We start from the raw sequence: 22,228 nt of genomic DNA, 5'->3' as shown, positions 1-22,228 counted from the left end.
CCTGACGGCTCCGATCGGTTGAACGAACAGGAGGTGGCGCGCCTGGTCAAGCGTACCGCACTCGCCGCCGGCATGCGGAGCGATCTGTCGGAAGGCGAACGCAGTCAAAACTTTACAGGGCATTTGTTGCGCGCCGGTCTCGACTCGTCGGCTGAGGTCGATGAGCGCCATGTGCAAAGCAGCGTGGTCACGCCTCTGCGGAGATGACCCGCAAATCCCAGCGCCGGTGCGATCGGTTCGTGTCAATCTCATCAAGGCGAACGGCTTTGCCTTGCCCGGCGACGCGGCGGAACAGCGGCCCATTGGCGATGCGGGGCCAGTTTGAGCCAAGCCTTCGCCGTCATGCCGCTCTTCCAGCTGATCGAGCGCCATGTGCTCGCGGCCGAGCGCCTTCATGGCGACGACACCACCATCCACATCCTGGCGAAAAGCAAGTGCACGACCGGGCGCATCTGGACCTATCTATGGACGGCCTCCTTTCTGCAAGTGCGTTTTCGTGATCTGGCAAGCTTTCGGTTGCAGCTATCTATTCGGTCTTTGGTGCAGCTATTGCTGCTGACCTCGATGAGATCCGCGGATCAACACCCAATTACGTTGACGGGCATTGTAGCCCGATAGGTCCAACGGGTTTGGTCGATCCCGGTCCGACCGGTTTGCCATCACACTTCAATCGCCCTCGCATTGCCGAAACTAGGGGCAGCAATCTGGGTCAGTTTGCTGCGCGGTAGCTCTGCCCTGTCGTCATCACCGCCCAGGCGATGCGCGCGGTCTTGTTTGCCAGCGCGACGGTTGCGACATTGAAATGGCGTCGAGCGAGCAGCCCGGCAACCCACGCTCCCTTTACCCGACCACTTCTAATATTGTGAACTGTCGCTCGGGCGCCGTGGATCAGCAACTTCCGGACATAGCTGTCGCCTCGCTTGCTGATGCCGCCGAGCTTCTCCTTCCCGGCTGTGGAATGCTGCTTTGGCACAAGACCCAGCCATGCCGCAAAATGTCGGCCCGAGGAGAAATAACTCGGATCACCGACAGTCGCCAAAAGCGCTGTCGACGCGAAGGGACCGATGGTGAGTACACTCATCAGACGGCGGCAGACCTCATTCTCCTTTGCCATTGCCAGAATCTGATCATTGAACGCTGCGATCTTTTGTTCGATGTCACGGATTTGGTGAACTAGGCTGTTGAGTGCGTCGCGCGCAAGCCCCGGAATGCGATCATCAGTGGCGACCAGGATCATCAGCTCCCGGGCACTAGCCGTGCCCTTCGGTCGGATGATACCAAACTCTGAGAGATGGCCGCGTAGTGCATTCACTGCCGCCGTCCTTTGCCGGATCAGCAAATCGCGAACGCGATGCACCATGAGCATGCTCTGCTGCTCTACGCTCTTCAACGGCACAAATCGCATCCCGGGCCGCTGGACTGCTTCGCAACAGGCTTCCGCATCCGCAGCATCATGCTTGTTTGTCTTCACATAGGGCCGCACATAACGCGCCGGCATCAAGCGTGGAGCGTGTCCGAGCCTGGCCAATTCCCGCGCCCAGTAGTGTGAGCCCCCGCACGCCTCAAGTCCGACCGTGCATGGTGGAAGGTTGGCGAAAAAGGCGAGAACCTTGTTGCGAGCTAATTTGCGACGAAGGACTGTCTGTCCATCCTCGTCGACGCCATGTACCTGGAACCAGCTCTTCGATGTGTCGAGCCCAATCGTAACAGCGGTCATGATAATCTCCTCGTTCTCCCCCCACCTGAATGATCGGCCTGGTCGCGGAGGCCGTCCATCTCATTACGTGCGGGACGATCGGCCCTTCGCCGGGCCTGCGCCACCGGCGGCAATCTACTACGCCTCGAGCGACCGACGTGGCGAGCACCGTAGAAGCATCTGGCTGCCTTCGCCGGCCGACTGCTACAATGGCTTCGAACCGCTGTTCGACCCGCACAAGAAGGTGCTGCTGATCACGCCGGCATTTTGCTTCGCCATGCGCGGCGAGGCTTCTTCGAACTGGCCGACATCGAGGAGAATGCCCGCGAGGGCAAGAGAGGCAAACCGGTCTCTCCGATCGCGCTGGAGGCGGTCAGGCGCATCGACGCGCTGTTCGAGAGCGAGCGCGCCCATCAACGGCCGCAGCGCTGACGAGCGGCATGCCGTGCGCCAGGAGAAGAGCAAACCACTTCTCGGCGACATGCACGCCTGGTTGCTGCGCGAGCGCGACACCCTCTCGCGCTCTTCCGAGGTCCTGAAGCCGATCAACTACATGCTCAAGCGCTGGGCCGACTTCGCCCGCTTCATCGACGACGGCAGGATCTGCCTCAGCAACAACGCCGCCGAAAGAGCGTCGCGTGGCATTGCTCTGGGAAGGCGCAACAGGACGTTCGCCGGTTCCCAGCGCGGTGCCGATCGCGCCGCCGTCATGCTTACCCTCATCACCACGGCACGCCTCAACGACGTCGACCCGAAAGCCTGGCTTGCCGAAGTCCTGGCCCGCATTGTCGATCTTCCCGCCTCGCGTCTGCACGAACTGCTGCCCTGGGGATGGAAGCGCCTGCGCGAAGCCGACAAGCCCGCCGATCAGCAAGCCGCCTGACCTTCACGCAACGCCATCATAGAGCCCGCCGCGCCCACGCTCCTGTGCCAATCATGCGGCCTTCGTCGTATGCGTACCGCGAAGCAAAAATCCCGCATGGCCCTGTTCGTCCGCACGATCGGCATCGCCCGGGCCAGGACGAAGATCGGCATGGCCAACCTCGCCTACAATCTCACCCGCTATGTCTCGCGTCAGGGGCGGAATGACGGCAAGGTGGCGCAAAAAATGCCGCCGCACGCCGAAATCGACATCCGGCATCAACCTCGACGACCATAACCGAAGTGATCGCCGCGCATCAGGCAGCGCCCAACCTCATCTTCGTCCCGCCGGTCTCCGAAATTCCGGTAGTTCGAAGTGTCTACCCGAGTAGTTGAACGGGGCAAAGCCCTGAGCAAGGGAGCTGCGTGTGGAGGCACGCGAATTGATGGTTGTGTGTTCAAATTTTGACGGGCTGCCTAATCTGTTCTGTGCGAAAACGTTTATTGTACCCTGCGATGAAGCCAGCAGGTACTGGCGCGCTGAAATACGGGAAGTCCATCGCCATTATTGGCAGGGCAGCTGCTGCAGCACATGTCTTGAGGGACGGCTGCCATGTTGCGCCGAAGAAATGCTGACCGTAGCGTATCGCTAGCTCAGGTACCACGGGATAAAGGAGACTCAGGAAGAACGAGATCTGCGCGGCATTCCAAATACCACGCGCAAGGTCGGCGACCTCGAAGTACGTGTCGATGATATCAAGCGCATCCCAGAAACGCAGTGCCTCGACTGCGTCGGCGTAACGCTGAGCCAGGCTGTGTAGAGTAGGGCAGAGACCCTCACTGTCCACGGTGTGTGCGTTCTGGGCATAGTGGCGTAATGCATCTTCCCAGACCCGAAGGCGTGAGGCTGCCATGATCAGCCTGTCAACATCGAAATCATTGTTATCGCTCTCGAATGGCTTGGCCACCCGCGCCAGCGCGTAACGAAGTACACTGGGGCCTACCTCGCGCGCCACTTCGTCGGTCCAAAGGGCATGATCACGACTGGTGGAAAACTTTTTGCCTTCGAGCTTGTAGAAATCCTGGACGGAATGATTTGTGGGAATTGGGTAGCCGCGCGCGAGCAGGGCGCCGGTTACACCTACCGTGTAGTAGAAGCGGTTATCTTGCCCCATGAAAAACAGAAGTTGGGTGTTCGGGTCGTGTAATGCTGCGTTGGCGTCCAAATTCCTGTAGGCGCATTGCTCGCGAATGCCGGTGTCAAAACACCACAGGCCCTCAAACCATGTAAGCAGGGTTTGGCCGATCAAAGCTTCAGGCTGTTTTAGCTCCACACCATGGCTGAAATGGCGCGTCATCGGCAAATCATGCACGTCGCGGGCTAACCAGGCGCGCGCCTTGTCGCGAATGGCCTCGGGCCAGGCGCTTTGTCCAACAGCTTTGTCCAGCGCCGGAGCCAACCGGTGCATGTCGAACACGGCCTGAGTGATAGGCCTTAGCACTAGTTTACCGCCGCACGTGGTGTGCCGCGGGTTGCGTATTGTGTTGTGCTGAACAGCTAGGCCGCAGTTCTCACACAAATTACTGTCGGTAGCCGCAGAGCACGCCGGACAACGTCCAGCAGCCAGCGAGTCGGCAACGAGCTCGTCGCAATGTTCGCAATAGAGTTGGACCCCCTCACGCACATCGATATAGCCGGCCTCCTGCAACTCGCGGAAAATCGCCAGCGCATTCTCTTTGTGGATCTTGCTAGATGTACGCACAAACACGTCTGGCGTGATTTGCACCGCGCGCAAGCACTCCAAGATTTCGTGAACGTGTTTCTGCGCGACCTCGCTAACGGGTTGTCCGAGTTTTTGTGCCTTTACTAGCGTATACGTACCATGCTCATCCGAACCCGTGATATAGTACGCGCGATGGCCAGCCATATGCTGAAAGCGCACAAAGATATCGGCGAGTAAGTATACGCCACCGACGTGACCGAGATGTAGTTTGCCGTTGGGGCAAGGGGGAGCGGGACAAACAAAATAAGTGCGCATGTCAATCCCACCAAATAGATAGAAACTTAAGCGTACTGTCCAGACTGGCGTTACGGATAGAGTGCTTTTGGTGCGGTGACATGTAGCACAACGTCATCTCGCTCACCTGCCGCACCTGACCGTCAGCTTCGAACTCTCCATCACCAGAGATCAGCAGCCACAGTTCGTGCTCGTGGTGCGCGTGCGGATCGACCGCATCGCCCGGTGCGACCTCAACGACCGAGGCGCCGAACTCGGGGCTGAGACCACCCGGCAGATGCTCCAACAGGCGCCAGACCAGAACGCCATATTCCGTTCGCATCAATGAATGATCGGCCTGCTTGGTGTACATGTCGGTCTCCGAGGTTGGCACTCAATCGCGATAGAATATGCCGTTGGGCACTTTTAGATTGTCAAGGTCCGGCAGCTTGCCTTCTGGTGGGTTGTAGGCGCGCTTCATGCGGTTGTATTCGGCACGTGTTGGACCACCAGTAGATGCGCGCTGGAATACTAAATATAGGGTGCGGCGGGAGCGATTGCTCTTGTTTGGCAGTGAGTAGTGGGGCGCATAGTCGTCGAAAATAAACACATCGCCGGCGTTCCATGACACTGGCTCCCATACGAAGCTCTCGGCGACCTCTGGATTGATCACGCCGCCGGCATCCATTGGAAACACTCCCTCCTTATGGCGACCTGGCGTGAAGAAAAGCCCGCCGTTGTCAGGATCTGAATCGTCGACGGCAATGGCTGCCACAGCATGCACCATGCGGTCGGGTATCTTGTGTGGAATATGATAGATGTCCTGGTGTGGGCGGTATCCGCCGCTATCAGGATACTTGAAGATCAGAAGTTCCTTTAGCATTCGCACGTTCTCATCGAGTAGCGTCTCGACCGCCGTACGAATGCGGCCATCGGCCAGCAGCTCCTCGCGTAGAGCGTCATGATAATCCAAGAAGTTCTCTGCCTTTGAAATAATCTTCCGGCTGTCGGATGTCTTCTCGAACCACATCATCCACTTGTCGGGGCTTACATCCCGGCGCGCGACTTCCTCAACGAAATTAGAAATCCTGTCGCTCGTGGCCGCATCGAAGAAGCGTTCGATGCGGAGATACCCGTCCTGTTTCCATTTCGCTTTTTGTGCTTCGGTCAGCATGTGCGAGCTCCTTTCGTAAAATTACAAGGGACCAGTTGTTGTGGTTACTCGAAGCACGGTTGCCAACACCGCGTTAAGAGCGGTCGCGCTTAATAACGTGAGCAACATCACGTCGGGACCAAATCCGCGGATCAACTGGCCACCGAGTAACGGAAAGCCGAACAACCCGAGGAAATATGCTAGCGAAAAGATCTGCGAGGTAACGGGCACGGACACCCCGTGGTCTCCAGCAAGGTTGACGGCCATTCCGTTCAGGACGGAATAGCTTAGCCCATAACCTGCAGCGAAGAGTGCCGTGGCCGCGACGTAGAGCGGGGTGCTTCCAGTATTGACAATGAACAATACCAGTGATGCACCAGTAGCTAGGAAGAGGGTGAGCACAAGTCGGTGAACGGGCACGCGGCCTATTACGTGAGCGAGTGAGAAGCGCAGCGCCACGCTAGTAGCGGTAAACACTAGAAAGAACAAATCGGAGTTCAGGTGACGTGATGCTGAATAGACGCTCTGAAATGTGGATAGCCCTGAGAAAATGCAGGCGGAAACTGCAATCATACCGATGGGGGCAGCTGTGCATTTTCGAAGTAGGGTAGTGGTCTCGGCCACTGTGATTTCGATATCCGGCATCGGTGCCGCGGATAGGCTCAACATGGCACGTCGTGCAACTTCTACGCAAATGGCTGCGATAGCGCATGCTATCGCGAACACGGCGTACACCACGGCCATTGAGCCAGTGCATTTTGCCAACAAGTGACCGAGTGGAACCGCTAAACCGAGCCCAGCCATTTGTGAGCCGGACAAGATAGTCAAATACTGAATACGTGCTGCGGGCCGTAGATGGCGAATGATCTGCAGGGGCGACAGGATGAAGAACACTGACCATCCCGCGCCCACCAGCAGACCCCCGGCGTAAGGCGCTCGCTCATCGAGCACTGCGCCGGCAAAGACCAGCATGGCTAGTGCCATGACTACCGAGGCGGCGACCACCGTCGGCATCACGCCGATACGCTTTGCCACCCAGCCCGCCAAACAACAGCACACGATGGTAGCAGCCATGCCGGTGGAGATAATAAAACCTGCGGCTTCACTGTCCTTACCAAGCGCCTTCATGTAGTCCGGCAATAGGAAACTTGTGCCGTAAGCTGCTGAATTGACAATCGATGCGGCCAAAAACGGTCCAAAAGCACGGTAGTCTAGCCTGACAGATAGCTGGTCCGCAGGGGCATCAACAATACGGCTGCGCAGAGATGAGAACGATGCTTCGCTCATGTGATCGCGGCCATGTGCTGTGTGCATTCCGTTGCGCCTACCTCGGAAGTGTCTGAAGTTTCATAACCGTCAAGTATCTGCCGATCTGATATATTCAGATAGAACGGCTGCCCAAGGAGGCTGTTAATTATGAGGCTGTTGCGGTACGCGACCAGTGATAGATTGACGCTCTGCAATCCGTGCACCAGGCGGCTTTGGTTCTGCAAATATACCGGACCCGGCATGCGCTGATTGAAGCGGACCGCGTAGTCCGGGCCGAGCACGGGCAGGCCATCCTCCATGCACGCGCCCTGGACGAGCGATTGCAAGAAGGGCGGGGTGCGCGGCTGAAAGCCTGTGGCGAGCACTATGCGATCTACTAAGATGCTGTGATGTCGCTGCGTAGCGATCCCATTCAGACCTACTCGCCAACGCTTGTTGTGGGGCGTGATGTCTCCCACGACTACGCTGGACAACAAACGAAAACTGTCGGCCAGCGTGCCATCCACAATTCGGTCGTACAACATTTCATAGAGGCGATTGCATAATTCAGCAGAGATGCCGTCACTTGTTAGCTTCTCGCGCTCAACCATGGCACGGCGTTGCCGAAGCGGCAGAGCGTGAAAGCGCTGGCTGTAACCAGGCATGTAAGCCTCGTTTACGAAGCTGTTATCGTCCATTGCAAACAAGTTCGTGCGCGACGTTACCCACGTAATCCGGGGGGCCACGGGACGAGTAAGGATGTGCTCAACTATCTCAGCGCCGCTCTGACCTCCTCCCACGACGAGCACATCCTCGTCAGGATAAGGGGACTCGCGCTCGAGATAGTCGGCCGCATGATAGACGGTGTCACAGAGCAAGCGTCTGGCACACCCAGGGATCTTGGGCTCCACGCCAACTCCTATCACAACAGCGCGCGCGAGGTATGTAGTTGTACTTGTGTTGACGCGGTAGCCGTCCCTGAGGGGAATAACATCGACGACTTCCTCGCTGAAGCGGAGCGTGCGGAGTCGTCGTGCAACCCACTGGTAGTAATCGGTGAACTCCTGCCGGGAGGTCGAGGCGTTGCGTTTGTTGACGAAACTGTAGAGCCGCCCGTGCAGTGCTAGGTAGTTGAGGAAAGAATAGGGGCTAGTAGGGTCTACCAGGGTCACGCAATCCTTGAGTGGCGACACTTGTAGGCGGCTGTTCGGCAGCGCCAGGCCTGGATGCCAGCAAAATGCCTCGCGCTTCTCTAGGAATAATGCGCGTAGCGGAGTAGGTTCAATCAGTGCTGCCAGGCTGAGATTGAACGGGCCGATCCCGATGCCGATGACGTCCTGCATGTCCACAAAATTCTCTTTGACGCTTATGTACGGTTTTTCTCAGGTACGAAGGCAGTCGCGCCGTTCACGAACGTCACGCTCTTGCTGCATAGCACGAGCGTTCCGAGCGCCCGCGTGAAGCGGCTTTCTGGAACCGCGAGGCGATAGCTCGACTCTTTCCTCGGGCGAGAGTCTTCGGCCCGGAGGAGCACCTGGAACGGCGCGCGTTGTCTGACCGATCTGCAAAAACTGTCCGGTTGCGCCAAAGCTCCAGCACGGCCTCATGCGCCGGCTCTCTGTTTGAAAGCTGCAATAATCGCCTTCGCCAGCTCGGTAGAGTTTGTGGCACCCGCGACATTTATGTTCGCCGCATTGGCGCCGCCAAGCAAAAAGCTCATCAGCGCGTTCATTAGGATCAATCGGGGCAAGCTTCATCGGTAACTCCTGGACCATCCGCACTGCTTTCTCATCACAGCAATTCGCGTGCCACTTGCAATATCTCAGGCGCACCTTGCTGGACGAAAGAAACGCGCGTACCTGCCAACTTTTGTGTGCAATGGCCGTGCCGCTTTTGTTGGCTTTCCGACATCGCCGCGGTCGCGTCCCGACAGGTTCTCTAATCGCGTTTGTCAAGCTGGGCTCCGTCTGTATCGCTGGTCAGGCTCATGGTTCTCTTCGAGGTCGGCATTTCGACCGCCTCCTCATGGCGTTGGATAGGCTCAGTCGACCAATGTGGTGTTCGCGGTTACCTGATGAGCGGCACTCGCACTCGCGGGATCGGTCATGACTGCGCCACCGTCCTGACCGGACGATCTGGCAGAGTTCAGCAAGTCATAAGTGGGTTTCGATCATGCAAGCTCATTTGGATCTTGAGAGGACCAGCGGAACGATTCGCCAGAGATCCACATGGCATGAAGGATCACGGTGAGCTTCCGCGCCACGGCCACTTTGGCTGTACCCATCCGGTGAAGACCGCAGACGCGCGTATCCGGCCATGAGCACCTGAGCACCGCGGTGCTGGGGTCAAGCTTTCGATGGGGAGATGCGATGATGCTCTTCGAGGAGGAGTTCGACCTCCTCGATGCCTTCATCCGTGAAGGCCAAGATCCCGTCGTCATCGTTGGCCCCGTAGACCCAGATGACGCCATCCTCGGGCTCGAGACCGAGGGCCAGTTCCTGAATAAGCTCTTCGCTGACGCCGAGGTCCCTGGCGACACGTTCGACCGTGTAGACGTGATGCACCTTGTTGCGCTGCATGATCAGGCCGCCGCTGGTTGGGTCCGCAGTTTTGCAGATCTCCAATTCCACGGCAGCAAATCATCGATCCGATGGGCCGGATAGGCGGGCAGTCGGGCGAGGACGTCGGCGAGCCAGGCCTGAGGGTCGATGTCATTCAACTTGGCGCTGGCGATCAGGCTGTAGAGAACGGCAGCGCGCTGTCCGCCGCGATCGGAACCGCAGAACAGCCAGGACTTTCTGCCGAGAGCCAGCGCAGGGTCATTCTGCCCATGTCGGGCAGATAGTAGAGTTTCATTATCGCTGGCATCCATTTTACGGTGGCTGTTTTCGGCACGAAGGTCGCGAGGATCGGGCCAGTGGTGCGATCGTGCGGGTAGAGGTTCGGCCGGGCGAAGTCATTCAGGTTGCAGAATGGATGCTGGACCGGGCGTTTTGCGCCGGCATGGAGATGGGCGAACCGCGCGTTGCGGTGACTAACCTCATAGAGCTTCATAGGCTGCTTACTGAGCGCGGTTTCAGGCACACTTCGACGGATGGACTCACAGCCATCCAGGAGGCGCGCCATGAAGGCATTACCAGCACCCTCGACATTACCAATGCTGATCCAGCAACTGAGCATGCCGTTCGATACGCCGCAGATGCGAGGCCTGAGCGATGCGGAACGGAGCGTCGTTGTCGCCAGGCTGGCGGCCGTTCTGATGGCCGCGGCCGGCGTCGCTACTGTGCTGAAGCGAAAGGCTGTGGTCTACGTTCGACAATCGACCCCGGGGCAGGTCCAGAACAACCTGGAGAGCCAGCGGCGACAATATGAACTTGTCGATGTTGCGCGCCGCTGGGGTTTCCGCGATGTCGATGTGATCGACGATGACCTTGGCCGGACAGCCAGTGGCGCTGTCGATCGCCCTGGTTTCGAACGACTGGTGAGCGGCTTGTGCACGGGCAAAATTGGCGCAGTGCTCTGCCTCGACGCATCGCGCCTTTCCCGCAACGGCCGGGATTGGCACCATCTCCTGGAACTGTGCGGCCTGGTTGAAGCACGCGTGATTGATCTCGATGGGGTGTACGATCCTTGTCGGCCTAACGATCGATTGTTGTTGGGAATGAAGGGCAGCATCAGCGAGTTTGAGCTCGGCATTTTGCGAACGCGCATGCTTGACGCGGCTCGTGCCAAAGCGCGGCGGGGGGAACTGCGGCTCAGTGTTCCGATCGGCTATATCTGGCACCGCGACTATGGGCTGGGGCTTGATCCCGATTTGCGGGTACAGGAAGCGATCCGCCTCATCTTTTCGCGTTTTCGCGAGCTTGGCAGCGCTCGTCAGGTCCTGATTTCGCTCACCGCTGACAGATTCCATTTTCCCCGTCCTTCTGACGGGCGCAAAACGGTGTCCTTCGACTGGGTGCCGGTTCGCTATCGAAGCATTATTTCGATCCTGAAGAACCCGTTCTACGCTGGGGTCTACGTCTATGGTAAAAGCGAGAGGCGAACGGAGATCGTCGATGGCAGGGCTCGCAAAAGCTACGGCCACGGAAAGCCTTTTGGAACATGGGAAGTGCTGCTCCAGGATCATCATGAAGGCTATATCGGTTGGAATGAGTTTGAGAGGAACCAGAGCCATATCGCCATCAATGCCTTCGGACAGAAAGGCGCGACAGGTCATGGAGAACGTCGAAAGCACCAAGCGTCAATACGATCTTCGTGGTCGCGCGATCGGGCTTGGATGGCGCGACGACCAGATCACCGTCATCGACAGCGACCAGGGCGAATCCGGCGCTTCAGCGGCGTGGCGCGAAGGCTTCCAGCACTTGGTGTCCGATGTCGGCATGGGGCGCGCGGGGATCGTCATGGGCCTGGAAGTATCCCGCCTCGCCAGAAACAATGCGGACTGGCATCGGCTGCTGGAAATCTGCGCTTTGGCCGACACACTCATCCTCGACGAAGATGGCGTGTACGACCCGGCCAACTTCAATGACCGGCTTCTGCTGGGCCTCAAGGGCACGATGAGCGAGGCCGAGTTGCACGTTATCAAAGCCCGGTTGCGCGGTGGCATTCTCAACAAAGCACGCCGCGGTGAATATCGTTGCCCCCTTCCCGACCGGCTTCATCTATAATGAGGTTGGCGATGTGGTCCTCGATCCAGACGCTCAGATCCGGGAGATGATCACCCACTTCTTCGAGACGTTCTCGCGGGTCGGGTCGGCTACGCAGACCGTCAAGGCGTTTGCCAGCGAAGGTCTGCTCTTCCCATCCCGGTTCCGCAACAGCAAGCGGGTGGTCTTCCAACCCCTGACCACATCGGGGGCCTTACGCACGCTGCACAATCCTCGCTACGCGGGCGCCTATGCCTATGGCCAGCGTCTTTACCGCAGGACCGTCGACGGAAAGAAACAGGTCCGTAAACGTGAGCCCAATGAATGGCTCGCATGCATCCCGGACGCTCATCCCGGCTATATCAGTTGGGAGCAGTTCCAGCACAACCTCACGGCGCTCGAGGCCAATGGCCAAAGCTACCAGACCGCGCGCGTCTCGCCACCGCGCGAAGGCGCGGCTTTGCTGCAGGGGCGCGTCATATGCGGGCGGTGTGGCTGCCACATGCGGGCGCGTTACGTCACCCGGCGCGGTCAGGTGGACACTTGGTACGTCTGCACCCGCGCCTACGTCTCTCGGGGTGAGCCTCACTGCCAGTCGATCGCAGGCTGGCCCGTCGACGCGGCGATCGGTGAACTGATCGCCGCGGAAATGACGCCCGCCGCCGTGGAGTTAGCTCTGGAGATCCGAAAAGAGATCGAAGCGCGCTATGACGAAGCGGACAAACTCCGGCTCCGTGCCGTCGAACGCGCCCAAATCGATGCCGATCTTGCACAGCGGCGGTTTATGCTGGTCGATCCGAACAACCGCCTGGTTGCCGACACCCTTGAACGCGAATGGAACGACAAACTGCGCATGCTGGCTGATCTACGAGAAGAAAGAGAGAGCGCTCTGCGCGAAGACCGAGCGACACTCGACGATGCAATCCGTGATCGATTGATCGCCATGACGGCCGACTTCAATACGGTCTGGTGCGACCCCACCTTGCCGAACCGAGAACGCAAGCGGCTCCTTGCCTATCTCGTCGAAGACGTCACATTGCTCAAGTTCCAGGCCGAGGGAGAGACCCGGATCCACATTCGCTTCAGAGGTGGAAGGACCGAAACATTGACCACCCAGAACCCGAAAACCTCCGCACAGCAGGTAAAGACCCGGCCCGAGGTGGTCGAATTGGTCGACAAGCTTCTCGACGATCATATCTGCGCTGAAATCGCCGACATCCTGAATGCAAAGGGAATCCGTCCCGGCGGCTCAGCGCGGCGCGGCAAGGCTGACGCCCAGTTCACCGACTTGCACGTCATCTATCTTGTCAAGCAATATGGTCTGCGCTCGCGCTACGACCGGCTGCGCGAGCGGGGAATGCTGACAAAAGCAGAGGCCTGCGCAAAACTCGGAATCACCGAATGTACCCTGGTCAGATGGGCGAAATACGGCATCGTGAAAAGACATGCCTACAACGGCTATATCTACCTCTATGAACGGCTAGAGCACGTCCCAGCCAAACAGTCCAGCCGATGGAACCAGCTTGCCCATCGGGCAGACGCCATCCGCCGACTCAACTCCTCAAAATGCTACGATCTCAAGGAAAGGGCTGTAGTATGAAGCCAGTTAGTTTGCATACAGCGACATGCCGAGCCCATCATGCCAGATAATCTTGATCAGATTGCCGCTGCGGCCGCGGAAAACATAAAGATCGCCGGCATGCGGATCCCGGCCCAACGTCTCCTGAACCTGCAGAGCGAGACCCTGCATCCCGCGACGCATATCGGTCCGGCCGACCGCCAACCAGATCCGCACCTGGCTCGGAACCGGGATCATGAAACGCCCAGTGCCTTCACCATCGCCGCCGCCAGTGTCGGCGGCGTGGTCAGCGGAATCCGCAGCCGCGCCTTGCCGGCGATCTCCAGCTCGATCACCGCTGGAGGGGCCGCCGGCCTCGAAGCGGCGACAGGCTCATCGGGAACCACGACAACTTCGGCAAAGCCCGTCTCGCGGGCTCTCATCGTGCGGCGCCACTTATAGATCAGGCTGGTCGCGACATCATACTGACGCGCCACCGCCGCAACCGTGACCCGGGCGCGAATGCCGCGGCCAGTATCCGGCACTGATCCTCTTCACTCCAACGACGACGACGCTCCGGCCCGGTCAATAACGTCATCTGGCTCATGCTGTGCTGCTAACCACGCTCGTAAGGACGACCTTAAGAGCGCAGCCTCGCTACCGTGCCATGTTCGCGCAAGGCGGCCTTCGCCGGAGGCGTACCTTTGGCTTTGCCATAGCCACTACGTCGCGCAATGCGCAAGCCCCAACTCTTCAAGGCAGAGAATTGCGGAATGCGTGTCAGTAACGCATTGGCCGCTTCATATAGGCTGCGCCGCAGGAAGTCGTCACCCCGCTTCGAGACGCGTCCAGATCTCATCGTTTCGCCCGAGGCATAGATGCGGGGTGTCAGGCCAAGATATGCTCCAGCACTGGACGATCGTTTAAATCGTGTCGGATCATCAATGGTCGCGGCGAAGCCGAGCGCAGTGATAACTCCCACGCCGGGTACCGACATCAGGCGTCGCACTACAACGTTCTGTCGCGCTATCGAGCGAACCTTCGCATCGAGAAGACGGATCTGTTCAAGAATGCCAGCACGCGCCCTCATCAATGCTTCCACGACAGCTTGGATTGTGGGAGACGCATGCAGCTCGCCGTCGATGATTTCCTCGGCACGCTTAGCGAACCCACCGACGCGTTTGCCGAACAGGATGCCAAAGGTGCGAAGCACACCTCTGATCTGGTTCTCCAGGTCGCAACGGATTTGCACGAGCTGGCTTCTGGTGGCAAGGAGCGCCCGGGCCTCGTGGCTTGCCGTCGACTTGACATGAACACTCTTACACCAACCCGTACGAATGATCTGTGCCAGGCCGATGGCATCGTTGCGGTCCGTCTTGGCGGGCATCATCTTCAAGGCTGCATTAGCGTGGCGAGCATCCATGCAGACGATGGGAACGCCACGCTCTTTCAATCCATTCCATAGCCAGACCGACAATGGACCGGTCTCAAGTCCTGCGCGAGTGACTGCAAAAGGCTCCAGCGCATCCGCAATCGCGTCTGGAGACGATGCAACCTTTCGTTCAGCAACAATTTTGCCCTCCTCATCAACGATGCAGAGTGAGGTCGTTTGCTGGCTGGTATCCAGTCCGGCATAATGCTTCATGGCGGTTCTCCTCATAGCTTCGGCACACTGGCCAGGGTTCACAAGGGACAGTGTGGAGAGCCGCCGCCCGGAAGGCTAGGCTCTGAGCGATTACGCTATGTGGTGTAGCTCGGCGGTAGCGAAGCCGCTCGCGTGCGCCCTCAACAGCGCTGTAGATGCTATGGGCGGCGGCGAGCGTGTGGCACCCTCGGCGCTGTTGAGCAGCGACCTAAGGAGCGCCCCATGTCACCATCCTTTGATGCAAGCAAATCCCTTACCGCACTTAATCAGGACAGCACGCAGTGATTCAGATGAGCCAGACAAAGTGGCTCATTGCTGCGACGGTCCCTGACTTTGAACGTAATCCTGTCAAGAAGCTCGATGCCGACCCGGATGGCTGTTGCGCCGCTGGCGCAGCGAAGCCATCCAAGCCGGGCGCGAAGTCCGGCGCATCGTTGGCTGTCTGACGAGATCACACCGATACACTCATCCCTCGAGGCCTGATCAGCCTCGGCGGATCCAGGAGGCGAACCGAGACCCCAGCTGGCTGGAATGCCGTGTCAAAGACGGGTCTCGCCTTCTTGGCCCCTGCCGCCGCAAGCGGGATATTGGTGCAGCCGTCTCAAGCGGCGACCGTATGTGAGTTGACTACGCTCGATTGACCGAGCCGAGTCACGCAATCGCGCCCACCTCTGGATTCCGCCCCAATTGAGAGCAAACGATGCCGCCCTAGCACACCGCCTACCTCAGCATCGTCATGTGAGCTTGGGATCTATTGGCTCAAACGCGCTTACGGCCTGGCGCGCTGCACTTGGCGCGGCCTCGATGAACGCAACCGCGACGGCGGTTACGACCGAGGACAAGACCGATTAGCGCCACCGAGACCATTTGTCGACAGTCAGCGCTCCGACCCAGCCCATGCGCGTCAAACTCGTTTAGTTTAGAACCGGCGCAGCGTTCAGAAGGATGGTGGCGGTGGTGAGCACGCTCGATGGCCGGCTTCCCCCTGAGTGGAGCGGATTCGCGAGGATACGAAACGGTTCAAAAAGGCGACGAATCCCACGACTTCCAGTCAGCCGACAGCGGTCGCGGATGCCTCGCCAGAGCGAATTGCGGAACGTTGAAGCGACTGATATTGCAACATTATCATTCGTTTTGCCACGCCGACAGGCTGTGCGTTTTGGGCGGAAATCGATGGCACAAAGCGCACGGGCAACTTATCCTCGCAAGCATGATTCGCCTCGATCCCGCGACCGCCAGCTCCCACCGCGCCGCCGACGGTTCCCGCCTGGGCGCTCGCAAGCACCGGTGCGCCGAGCGACGGTGACGCCGCCTTCCGGGCCGGCGCCGCCCTGGGGGCCCTCGACACGCTTGCACGCGCGCAGCCTGCCTGGGCCGGTGCGTGGCGCCAGCGGCTGGCGCTTCGTTGTGCTGTCGCCAGCATGCGGCTCGCCGGCCGCGCCGAGGACGAAGCCGCCTTGCGCGACGCCTGGCACCTACGCCCGGCTGGCGCCGATCCCGGACCCGCCGGGGCCATTTTTGCCGCCTGGCGGCAACTGGCGCCGCAGCCGCCAGCCGCCACCGCCGATCGGCTTGAAAAGATCGTGGAGATGCTGGGGCTCGCCTGGGACGGCGCGGCGCTCGCCGACCTCTGCACGGAGATTGAAAAGCTGGCGGGCTCGCAACGGCCGGCGCCATTCGCCGCCGCGGCGATTGCCGCGTACGTCGTCGCCATGCGGCCCGACGCCGAGCTTTTGGCCTGGTGGCTCGCTGATCTGGTGCTGGCGCAAAGCCTGCGCTGGCCGCGGCCGCTGCCGCTGTTGATGGCCCAAGCTTTTGGCCCGGCCTTCCGCACAGAGGCCGGCGGCAGGCGCACCCGACCCGGCGAAAAAGGTTTTGAGCGCGCGGTCTGCGTCGCGCTGGTTCAAGCGGCGGCTGACGCCTGCCGGCAGGCCGCCGAGCTGTCGCGCCGCGCCGAAAAACTCCTGGCGGTGGCGCCGAAACTGCGGGCCAAAGGCGCCGGCGACGTGATTTTTTTGCTTCTGAGTGAAGATGCCGTCGCCGGATCGCTGACGACCAAGAACCTATCGCGCTTTGCGGCGCGGCGGCTGTTCGAGCGCCTGCAACACCTCGATGTCGTGCGCGAGTTGTCGGGCCGCACCAGCTTCCGGCTGTTTGGGCTGTAGCCGATGAGCCAAGCGTCTGCCCGCCGCAAGCCAAACGAGCAGCCGGCGCTGCTCGACACCGAGCTCGAGCACCTGCCTCCAGAACTGCGCTGGCGCGAGTGGATGGGCCGCGTCGAAGCGGTCATTTTTGCGGCCAGCGAGCCGGTGACACGTAGTGTCCTCGCGCGAGTGGTGGGAAGAAACTGCAATCTCGACCTGGTCATCCCCGCCGAGCTCGCCGGCCGCCCCTACGAGCTGGTGTCGGTCGCCGGCGGCTGGCAGCACCGGACCAAAAAGGTCTTTGGCGACGTTATCCACGCTGCCTTCGGGACAGCCGCAGGGCAGGGGACGAAAGAACTGTCGCAGTCGGAGGCTCTTGTCCTCATGTGCATCGCCTACTTCCAGCCGATAACACGTGGCGAGCTGTCGAGCTTCTTCGGCAAGGAGGTGTCGCGCGATCTGATCGGCGTGCTGCGCGCGCAGGATCTGATCGCCTCGGGGCCGCGCAGCCCGCAGCCGGGTGCGCCCTACACCTATCTGACGACCAAGACCTTTCTGTCGCAGTTCGGGCTCGACACGCTGCGCCAGCTGCCGGATTTCGAAGCGCTCGAGGACGAAGGGCTGCTGTCGAAGAGAAGTTGCTGGGCGGTGACATAATGCCGGAGTTTGCCGCCGGCAAAGAGCACGTCGAGCCCGACGAATAGCCGTGGAGCTGTACGAGCTTTGTCCGAAATAGATCCACATCGGACAGACCTGTTAGCTGTGGCGACCCTGTCGGGCCACTCTAATCAGACGGCACTCGCCGCGATGGCCTTGCCATTGGCCAATGGCGCTTTGTCCTACTTTTGTTCTCATTGCTCTCTTCTCAGGTGAGTTAGGGTATGATACCCATTCTTGTTCGAGATCGGGCATGGTACCGATTTGCAAGGGGCGAACATTGAGGCTCGTAACTACCAGCGCTGCTGCGCGGCTGACCGGCCTTTCGACCAATCAGCTTCGTGAATGGACAAACCGACGGGCGTTGATCCCGGCTGATGTTCAGCATCGCGGCCGTGGATCACCGTCGCAGTACAGCTGGCAGACATTGCTCCTGCTACGCATGGCAGCCGTTCTAAAGAATCGCTTTCACTTGGAGCTTCATGCTCACCGTGAACTTTTTGCGAGTATTCGCGAGTCCTTCGACGGCGTCTCCATCCTGCGCCTTTGGGGCAGCTCCATCGCTATATACGGAATCGACCGCTGGGAAATTCTTGAGGCTGGAGCGGACCGTCTGGACGAAGGCGAGAGCCTTGTACTTCAGTTGGACGGCCATCTTAAGATTCTGACCGCCGAATTCGGGATGCCTACGCCGGCGGCCGTGGCAGGTCAGCTTGAGTTATTTCCTGCCCGACTGGTTCGCAGCGATAGAATGACCGTGGGCATCAAAGGAACTTCTTCAACAAAGCCGTCACGGCAGCGGCGAAACGCATGAGCTCCGCTGCTTTTATCCGTGCGCTCCAGGCGACTGGATATCTGGGGCCGGAGGGGCAGCCCGCTCCGGGTCTGGTGACACCTGATGATCCGGAAGCGGCTCGCCTGCGAGCCGTGATGAAGGACCAGAGGATCGGGCTTGAGGCAGATGCTGTGTTTACGGCGCAGAACAGTGCCGCCGGCATCTTCAAAGATTCTGGCGATGCTAACCCGAGTGAAAGTGATATCGCTCGCTGGCATGAGGCAGCTTGGAACATCGGGCTTGCACCACTGCTGTGGATCATCACGCCTACAGAAGTCCGTCTCTTCGACTGTTATGCATCGCCACGACAGGGGAAAGGAGGCTCTGCGGCGACACCGCTTGAGCGGTTTGACCTTGCCGTCGACGATCGGTTGCGCGCTCTCGATGCCATGTGCGGCCGCCTTGCGACCGAAACGGGTGCATTCTGGTCAAGCGTCATCGGCAAGAAGATTGATCGTCAGTACCGCGTCGATCGCGAATTGCTTGGTGAGATAAATGCGCTCGAACAGGGACTGACAGTACTGCCGCCGACGGACTCGACGGTCCGTCTCGACGGCGCCGCGGAAGTCGCGGCGGCGCGCGATTTGGCTCAACGTCTCATTGGCCGATGCATCTTTACTTGGTATTTGCTTGATCGCGGCGTTGCTCAGTCGTTCTTGCCAGCTGCTCTGCCCGCCGATCTCTCGACGATCATGGCGACGTCTGATACCGCATTCGAGCTTTTTGACTGGTTGAGAGAGACGTTTAATGGGGACCTGTTCCCGATGGATGATCCCGGCGCTGAGCGCATGCGCCTCGGTGACGCACATCTTTCACTTCTCAGGGACTTTATCGAAGGGCGTAGTCTGATTCCTGAAAATCAGGGTCAAGGCCGCCTGTTTCGCTTCCGGTTCGACGCAATTCCAGTCAATCTGATCAGCTCTATCTATCAGCAGTTTGCCCGCTCGAGCGCAGAGGAAAAGGCGCGTTTGCAGGGACTTCACTACACGCCCGTTGAACTCGTGCACCTGACCCTCGATCCCGTTTTCGAGAATTTGACCGCGACCGCTCGAGTCATTGATCCGACTTGTGGGTCAGGTGCCTTCTTGGTTGAGGCATTCCGCCGCCTCGTATGGCGCCGTTGCGGAAATGAAAGGGCATCGCGATCAATCGTCCGTGATATTCTTTACCATCAATTGTTCGGTATCGACATCAACCCATCCGCGCTCGGAATTGCCGCCTTCAGCCTGTATCTTGCCGCTCTTGAGTTCGATGAAGAGCCCGTAACCGACATTGGAGACCTCAAATTTGATAAGCTGATCGGGACGACATTGTTCGAAGCTGACACAGTCGGCGGCGATTTGCCGACAGCGTTGCTCGAGCAGCCTTTCGACGCCGTGGTCGGAAATCCTCCCTGGACTTTCGATAAGAGCAAGAAGGCCAAGCCGAGAAAGAAGGGCGCTGTTCGTACGCTTCGACCACGCCGAAGCCCGGATTGGGCATTCCTCGATGTCGCGACGGACCTCGCCGGGGAGACAGGGCGACTCGGCATGGTGATGAAGGCTTCGCCCTTCTTCTCAAAAGATGATCATGCTGTCGAAGCACGGGCGGCGCTACTAGGACGTTTGAAGCCGGCCGCATTGGTTAACCTTTCAGCGCTGCGCAAGGAATATCTGTTTCCAGATGCAACCGGCCCGGCCCTGCTGTTGTTCGCCAGGTGTTCATTGATGCCAGCCGCAGATCAACTGCTCGTGGGATCTATTCCGTGGACGCCGGACTTTATCCGCAACGGCCACTTTCAGGTCGGGCCAAGCGAACTACGCACGATCCCCCTTAAGAGGGTGCTCCGGACCCCCGCGATGCTGAAGGCTGCCACCTTCGGTTCAGTGCGCGATAGCTGGCTGATTGAACGACTCGAGCGTGAATTTCCTACGTTCGGAACGATTCTGGGTGCGATTGGCATTGCTCCAAGCGTTGGGCGGGGCCAAGGCTACCAGGTAGAGGGAAAACCAAACCTTCCGCCGGAGCATTTTTATCAGCTGACGACCCTCACACCCGACGACTACGAGCCGTTTAGGATCGACGTGGCGTCGTTGCCATTGTTTGAGCAGCCGACACTGCATCGCGTCCGTGGCGAAACCATCTATCGTGGACCGCTGCTGGTTTGCCCGAAAGCGAGCTTCAAGGCCGGGGCCGAAGAAGGACGGTACAGCGCCGCGCTTTCTGATTCGGATATGCTTTTCACAGAAAGCTTCTACGGCATCTCCTTTGCTGACCATGATCCGAAACTTGCACCAATTCTTTCTGGCATACTGAATTCGTGCGTCACTACGTTTCAGCTTGCCTATGGTGGAGGCGCGTGGGGTCTAGAACGATCGACGGTAGAACCGAAGGATTTGCTCTCGCTACGCATACCAGACCTGCAGAAGGCAGAAGAGTCGACTTTGCAGCGTGTTGCTGAAGCCGAGATAACTGCCGCAAACGATCCGTCCTTAGTGCATTTGGAGGCCCTCGATAATGCCGTCGCGGACCTTTACGAGTTCGATCGGTTCGAGCTGGTTTTGGCTAGAGACAGCATTGAGCGCGCCCGGATGATGATCTTTGAAGGTAGGAACCGCCGTCGGGCATTTGTGAAGCCGCCCAACCGCGAACCGCTGTGCGCCTACGCGTCGGCGGTCGCGAGCGTCGTCGACAGCTACCTGCGAACGAAGGGCGCTAGGCACTTGGAGGCCGCGGTCTTTTCAAAATCATTGATCAGCGCCAACTGGGCAGATGGGGCCGGTGGGCTCACAGCCGTACGGTTTCGGATGGGAAGCGGCGCTCCGCCCCGCGAGCCGGCCATAAAGAAGGGAGAAGATGCCGACCTCCAAGCGCTCGCAACGCAGCTAAAGGGATGGATGAAGACCGAACTCCCCGCCTATCTTAATGAGCGTCGCAATCTGCGGCTTTATCTTGGTGATAGTCTGTTTGTGGTAAAGCCGTCCGAGGCGAGGTACTGGACCCGCACGGCCGGTCTCAATGATGCCGACATCATTCTTGCCGACCATTGGCTCAAGGCGTCGCATGCGGCTCACAGTTGATAAGCCGGCAGGCACTCCGTCGTTTTCACTTGAGGATGATGAGATCGACACCGTGATCGATCTCATTTGCAAAGGCGCGCGCGAGGCTCGTCAGTACCTTACTCCCGGGCTTCTTGAGGTGCCCATAACCATTATTGTCAGAAAGGCCATGAAGCGGATCAAGCGCGAGCTGGGACTTACGAATCTGGAGGCGGCCGGCGAGGTGGAAATCGACGACATGTCCTCCGAGGGAGCGGAGATAGCGGGGCGAATCGACATCACACTGAAGTTCTTGCGCCAATTCGGAAACGAAGAGGACTATGTTGGCGTAGAATGTAAACGAGTTGGCGCTGGGAGTGCCTACAATCAGCTTAACGGCCGATACGTTACACAGGGCGTCATTCGCTTTACAAACGGGCAATATGCAGTGGGTCACGCCTGGGGCTTCATGCTCGGCTACGCTCTTTCTCTCCCGGGCGAGCAAATCGTCGACATGCTCAATCAGCGACTTCAGCAGACGTACGGGGCACCTGCAGCGTTAGCAGTGGCAGGTTCCCACGAGCATGCCCTGTCAATCCACGAAAGCCACCTCCAGCAAGCCAACGGAGCGCCGATTAAGCTCCGCCACATTTTAGTAAATATGGTACCCGCCGCCGCTGCAATTTAGCCACTGGTGTCAGGGCTGTGGCCCGCAGGGTCGTGTACCCCGAATTCCACTCGAGCAGGTCCTGAGTCCGCTCCATCTTC

The 22,228-nt window shown here is 59.2% G+C and carries 19 protein-coding genes and 6 pseudogenes; 12 read left to right on the top strand and 13 right to left on the bottom strand.

The window, feature by feature from the left end:
- Window positions 1–6 precede the first annotated feature (6 nt).
- Window positions 7–325: pseudogene (locus ACWGS9_RS28860) on the top strand (site-specific integrase); the annotation flags it as partial.
- 11 nt (window positions 326–336) lie between these two features.
- Window positions 337–465 (top strand): annotated as a pseudogene (locus ACWGS9_RS28855) (IS66 family transposase); the annotation flags it as partial.
- A 244-nt stretch (window positions 466–709) separates the two neighbouring features.
- On the opposite strand, the gene ACWGS9_RS28850 reads toward ACWGS9_RS28855, so the two are convergent.
- Window positions 710–1,717, bottom strand: a complete 1,008-nt coding sequence (locus ACWGS9_RS28850; RefSeq protein ID WP_454508430.1) for an IS110 family RNA-guided transposase — start codon at window positions 1,715–1,717, stop codon at window positions 710–712.
- Between ACWGS9_RS28850 and ACWGS9_RS28845 the strand changes: the two genes are divergently transcribed.
- Both ACWGS9_RS28845 and ACWGS9_RS28840 read left to right on the top strand, forming a co-directional pair.
- The gene (locus ACWGS9_RS28845; protein WP_454508429.1) at window positions 1,716–2,579 is read left to right on the top strand and encodes an IS66 family transposase; all 864 of its coding nucleotides are present in this window, start codon (window positions 1,716–1,718) and stop codon (window positions 2,577–2,579) included. The two genes, ACWGS9_RS28850 and ACWGS9_RS28845, sit on opposite strands and share 2 nt — an antisense overlap.
- Before the next feature lie 78 nt (window positions 2,580–2,657).
- Window positions 2,658–2,855 (top strand): annotated as a pseudogene (locus ACWGS9_RS28840) (hypothetical protein); the annotation flags it as partial.
- Window positions 2,856–3,015: 160 nt separating this feature from the next.
- On the opposite strand, the gene ACWGS9_RS28835 reads toward ACWGS9_RS28840, so the two are convergent.
- The 9 genes and pseudogenes from ACWGS9_RS28835 to ACWGS9_RS28795 form a co-directional block, all read right to left on the bottom strand.
- A complete protein-coding gene (locus ACWGS9_RS28835; protein ID WP_454508428.1) occupies window positions 3,016–4,596 on the bottom strand; it encodes a class I tRNA ligase family protein in 1,581 nt (526 codons plus the stop codon).
- A 1-nt stretch (window position 4,597) separates the two neighbouring features.
- On the bottom strand, window positions 4,598–4,927 hold the full coding sequence (locus ACWGS9_RS28830) for a cupin domain-containing protein (RefSeq protein WP_454508427.1): 330 nt from the start codon (window positions 4,925–4,927) through the stop codon (window positions 4,598–4,600).
- A gap of 21 nt (window positions 4,928–4,948) precedes the next feature.
- Window positions 4,949–5,728 (bottom strand): phytanoyl-CoA dioxygenase family protein, encoded by a 780-nt coding sequence (locus ACWGS9_RS28825; protein ID WP_454508426.1) that lies wholly within the window; start codon window positions 5,726–5,728, stop codon window positions 4,949–4,951.
- Window positions 5,729–5,749: 21 nt separating this feature from the next.
- Complete coding sequence (locus ACWGS9_RS28820) at window positions 5,750–6,994, bottom strand: MFS transporter (protein WP_454508425.1); 1,245 nt, start codon at window positions 6,992–6,994, stop codon at window positions 5,750–5,752.
- The gene (locus ACWGS9_RS28815) at window positions 6,991–8,298 is read right to left on the bottom strand and encodes a lysine N(6)-hydroxylase/L-ornithine N(5)-oxygenase family protein (RefSeq protein WP_454508424.1); all 1,308 of its coding nucleotides are present in this window, start codon (window positions 8,296–8,298) and stop codon (window positions 6,991–6,993) included. Before ACWGS9_RS28815 ends, ACWGS9_RS28820 begins: the two co-directional genes overlap by 4 nt.
- A gap of 260 nt (window positions 8,299–8,558) precedes the next feature.
- Window positions 8,559–8,687 (bottom strand): hypothetical protein, encoded by a 129-nt coding sequence (locus tag ACWGS9_RS28810; RefSeq protein ID WP_454508423.1) that lies wholly within the window; start codon window positions 8,685–8,687, stop codon window positions 8,559–8,561.
- Window positions 8,688–9,300: 613 nt separating this feature from the next.
- The gene (locus ACWGS9_RS28805; RefSeq protein WP_454508422.1) at window positions 9,301–9,585 is read right to left on the bottom strand and encodes a hypothetical protein; all 285 of its coding nucleotides are present in this window, start codon (window positions 9,583–9,585) and stop codon (window positions 9,301–9,303) included.
- Window positions 9,537–9,767 (bottom strand): annotated as a pseudogene (locus ACWGS9_RS28800) (transposase domain-containing protein); the annotation flags it as partial. The pseudogene ACWGS9_RS28800 and the gene ACWGS9_RS28805, both read right to left, overlap by 49 nt.
- Window positions 9,689–10,081 carry a hypothetical protein gene (locus ACWGS9_RS28795; RefSeq protein ID WP_454508438.1) on the bottom strand — a complete coding sequence of 131 codons (393 nt, stop codon included), beginning with the start codon at window positions 10,079–10,081 and terminating at the stop codon, window positions 9,689–9,691. The pseudogene ACWGS9_RS28800 and the gene ACWGS9_RS28795, both read right to left, overlap by 79 nt.
- A 133-nt stretch (window positions 10,082–10,214) precedes the next feature.
- On the opposite strand from ACWGS9_RS28795, the pseudogene ACWGS9_RS28790 reads away from it, so the two are divergent.
- The 3 genes and pseudogenes from ACWGS9_RS28790 to ACWGS9_RS28780 all read left to right on the top strand — a co-directional run.
- Window positions 10,215–11,189: pseudogene (locus ACWGS9_RS28790) on the top strand (recombinase family protein); the annotation flags it as partial.
- On the top strand, window positions 11,086–11,625 hold the full coding sequence (locus ACWGS9_RS28785; RefSeq protein ID WP_454508436.1) for a recombinase family protein: 540 nt from the start codon (window positions 11,086–11,088) through the stop codon (window positions 11,623–11,625). The pseudogene ACWGS9_RS28790 and the gene ACWGS9_RS28785, both read left to right, overlap by 104 nt.
- Window positions 11,585–13,204 carry a recombinase family protein gene (locus tag ACWGS9_RS28780; protein ID WP_454508421.1) on the top strand — a complete coding sequence of 540 codons (1,620 nt, stop codon included), beginning with the start codon at window positions 11,585–11,587 and terminating at the stop codon, window positions 13,202–13,204. The genes ACWGS9_RS28785 and ACWGS9_RS28780 overlap by 41 nt, the downstream gene beginning before the upstream one ends.
- 6 nt (window positions 13,205–13,210) lie before the next feature.
- Here the strand turns inward: ACWGS9_RS28780 and tnpB are convergent, their stop codons facing one another.
- The 3 genes from tnpB to ACWGS9_RS28765 form a co-directional block, all read right to left on the bottom strand.
- Window positions 13,211–13,420, bottom strand: coding sequence for an IS66 family insertion sequence element accessory protein TnpB (gene tnpB / locus ACWGS9_RS28775; protein WP_454508420.1), 210 nt, complete (start codon window positions 13,418–13,420; stop codon window positions 13,211–13,213).
- The gene (locus ACWGS9_RS28770) at window positions 13,417–13,707 is read right to left on the bottom strand and encodes a transposase (RefSeq protein ID WP_454508419.1); all 291 of its coding nucleotides are present in this window, start codon (window positions 13,705–13,707) and stop codon (window positions 13,417–13,419) included. The genes tnpB and ACWGS9_RS28770 overlap by 4 nt, the downstream gene beginning before the upstream one ends.
- Before the next feature lie 95 nt (window positions 13,708–13,802).
- Window positions 13,803–14,807, bottom strand: a complete 1,005-nt coding sequence (locus tag ACWGS9_RS28765; protein WP_454508418.1) for an IS110 family RNA-guided transposase — start codon at window positions 14,805–14,807, stop codon at window positions 13,803–13,805.
- A gap of 1,210 nt (window positions 14,808–16,017) precedes the next feature.
- Between ACWGS9_RS28765 and ACWGS9_RS28760 the strand changes: the two are divergent.
- The 5 genes and pseudogenes from ACWGS9_RS28760 (at window position 16,018) to ACWGS9_RS28740 (ending at window position 22,148) form a co-directional block, all read left to right on the top strand.
- Window positions 16,018–16,972 (top strand): annotated as a pseudogene (locus ACWGS9_RS28760) (DUF1403 family protein).
- Between the two features lie 3 nt (window positions 16,973–16,975).
- The gene (gene scpB / locus ACWGS9_RS28755) at window positions 16,976–17,608 is read left to right on the top strand and encodes an SMC-Scp complex subunit ScpB (protein ID WP_454508417.1); all 633 of its coding nucleotides are present in this window, start codon (window positions 16,976–16,978) and stop codon (window positions 17,606–17,608) included.
- Between the two features lie 280 nt (window positions 17,609–17,888).
- Window positions 17,889–18,422, top strand: coding sequence for a MerR family transcriptional regulator (locus ACWGS9_RS28750; protein WP_454508416.1), 534 nt, complete (start codon window positions 17,889–17,891; stop codon window positions 18,420–18,422).
- 116 nt (window positions 18,423–18,538) lie between these two features.
- The gene (locus ACWGS9_RS28745; RefSeq protein ID WP_454508415.1) at window positions 18,539–21,502 is read left to right on the top strand and encodes an HsdM family class I SAM-dependent methyltransferase; all 2,964 of its coding nucleotides are present in this window, start codon (window positions 18,539–18,541) and stop codon (window positions 21,500–21,502) included.
- Complete coding sequence (locus tag ACWGS9_RS28740; protein WP_454508414.1) at window positions 21,486–22,148, top strand: hypothetical protein; 663 nt, start codon at window positions 21,486–21,488, stop codon at window positions 22,146–22,148. The genes ACWGS9_RS28745 and ACWGS9_RS28740 overlap by 17 nt, the downstream gene beginning before the upstream one ends.
- Window positions 22,149–22,228: the final 80 nt, after the last annotated feature.

Source organism: Mesorhizobium sp. Arg314 (genome assembly GCF_053714275.1).
The sequence above is the reverse complement of the archived record's forward strand: the minus strand, read 5'-3'. Positions and strand labels throughout refer to the sequence as shown.

What these genes read in the sequence shown, in the direction of transcription:
- ACWGS9_RS28820 (WP_454508425.1), bottom strand. Translation starts at nt 6,994, where the DNA reads ATGAGCGAAGCATCGTTCTCATCTCTGCGCAGCCGTATTGTTGATGCC.
- ACWGS9_RS28745 (WP_454508415.1), top strand. Translation starts at nt 18,539, where the DNA reads ATGAAGGACCAGAGGATCGGGCTTGAGGCAGATGCTGTGTTTACGGCG.
- tnpB (WP_454508420.1), bottom strand. Translation starts at nt 13,420, where the DNA reads ATGATCCCGGTTCCGAGCCAGGTGCGGATCTGGTTGGCGGTCGGCCGG.
- ACWGS9_RS28795 (WP_454508438.1), bottom strand. Translation starts at nt 10,081, where the DNA reads ATGGCGCGCCTCCTGGATGGCTGTGAGTCCATCCGTCGAAGTGTGCCT.
- ACWGS9_RS28740 (WP_454508414.1), top strand. Translation starts at nt 21,486, where the DNA reads ATGCGGCTCACAGTTGATAAGCCGGCAGGCACTCCGTCGTTTTCACTT.
- ACWGS9_RS28785 (WP_454508436.1), top strand. Translation starts at nt 11,086, where the DNA reads ATGAAGGCTATATCGGTTGGAATGAGTTTGAGAGGAACCAGAGCCATA.
- ACWGS9_RS28810 (WP_454508423.1), bottom strand. Translation starts at nt 8,687, where the DNA reads ATGAACGCGCTGATGAGCTTTTTGCTTGGCGGCGCCAATGCGGCGAAC.
- ACWGS9_RS28815 (WP_454508424.1), bottom strand. Translation starts at nt 8,298, where the DNA reads ATGCAGGACGTCATCGGCATCGGGATCGGCCCGTTCAATCTCAGCCTG.
- scpB (WP_454508417.1), top strand. Translation starts at nt 16,976, where the DNA reads ATGAGCCAAGCGTCTGCCCGCCGCAAGCCAAACGAGCAGCCGGCGCTG.
- ACWGS9_RS28850 (WP_454508430.1), bottom strand. Translation starts at nt 1,717, where the DNA reads ATGACCGCTGTTACGATTGGGCTCGACACATCGAAGAGCTGGTTCCAG.
- ACWGS9_RS28835 (WP_454508428.1), bottom strand. Translation starts at nt 4,596, where the DNA reads ATGCGCACTTATTTTGTTTGTCCCGCTCCCCCTTGCCCCAACGGCAAA.
- ACWGS9_RS28765 (WP_454508418.1), bottom strand. Translation starts at nt 14,807, where the DNA reads ATGAAGCATTATGCCGGACTGGATACCAGCCAGCAAACGACCTCACTC.
- ACWGS9_RS28830 (WP_454508427.1), bottom strand. Translation starts at nt 4,927, where the DNA reads ATGTACACCAAGCAGGCCGATCATTCATTGATGCGAACGGAATATGGC.
- ACWGS9_RS28845 (WP_454508429.1), top strand. Translation starts at nt 1,716, where the DNA reads ATGATAATCTCCTCGTTCTCCCCCCACCTGAATGATCGGCCTGGTCGC.
- ACWGS9_RS28825 (WP_454508426.1), bottom strand. Translation starts at nt 5,728, where the DNA reads ATGCTGACCGAAGCACAAAAAGCGAAATGGAAACAGGACGGGTATCTC.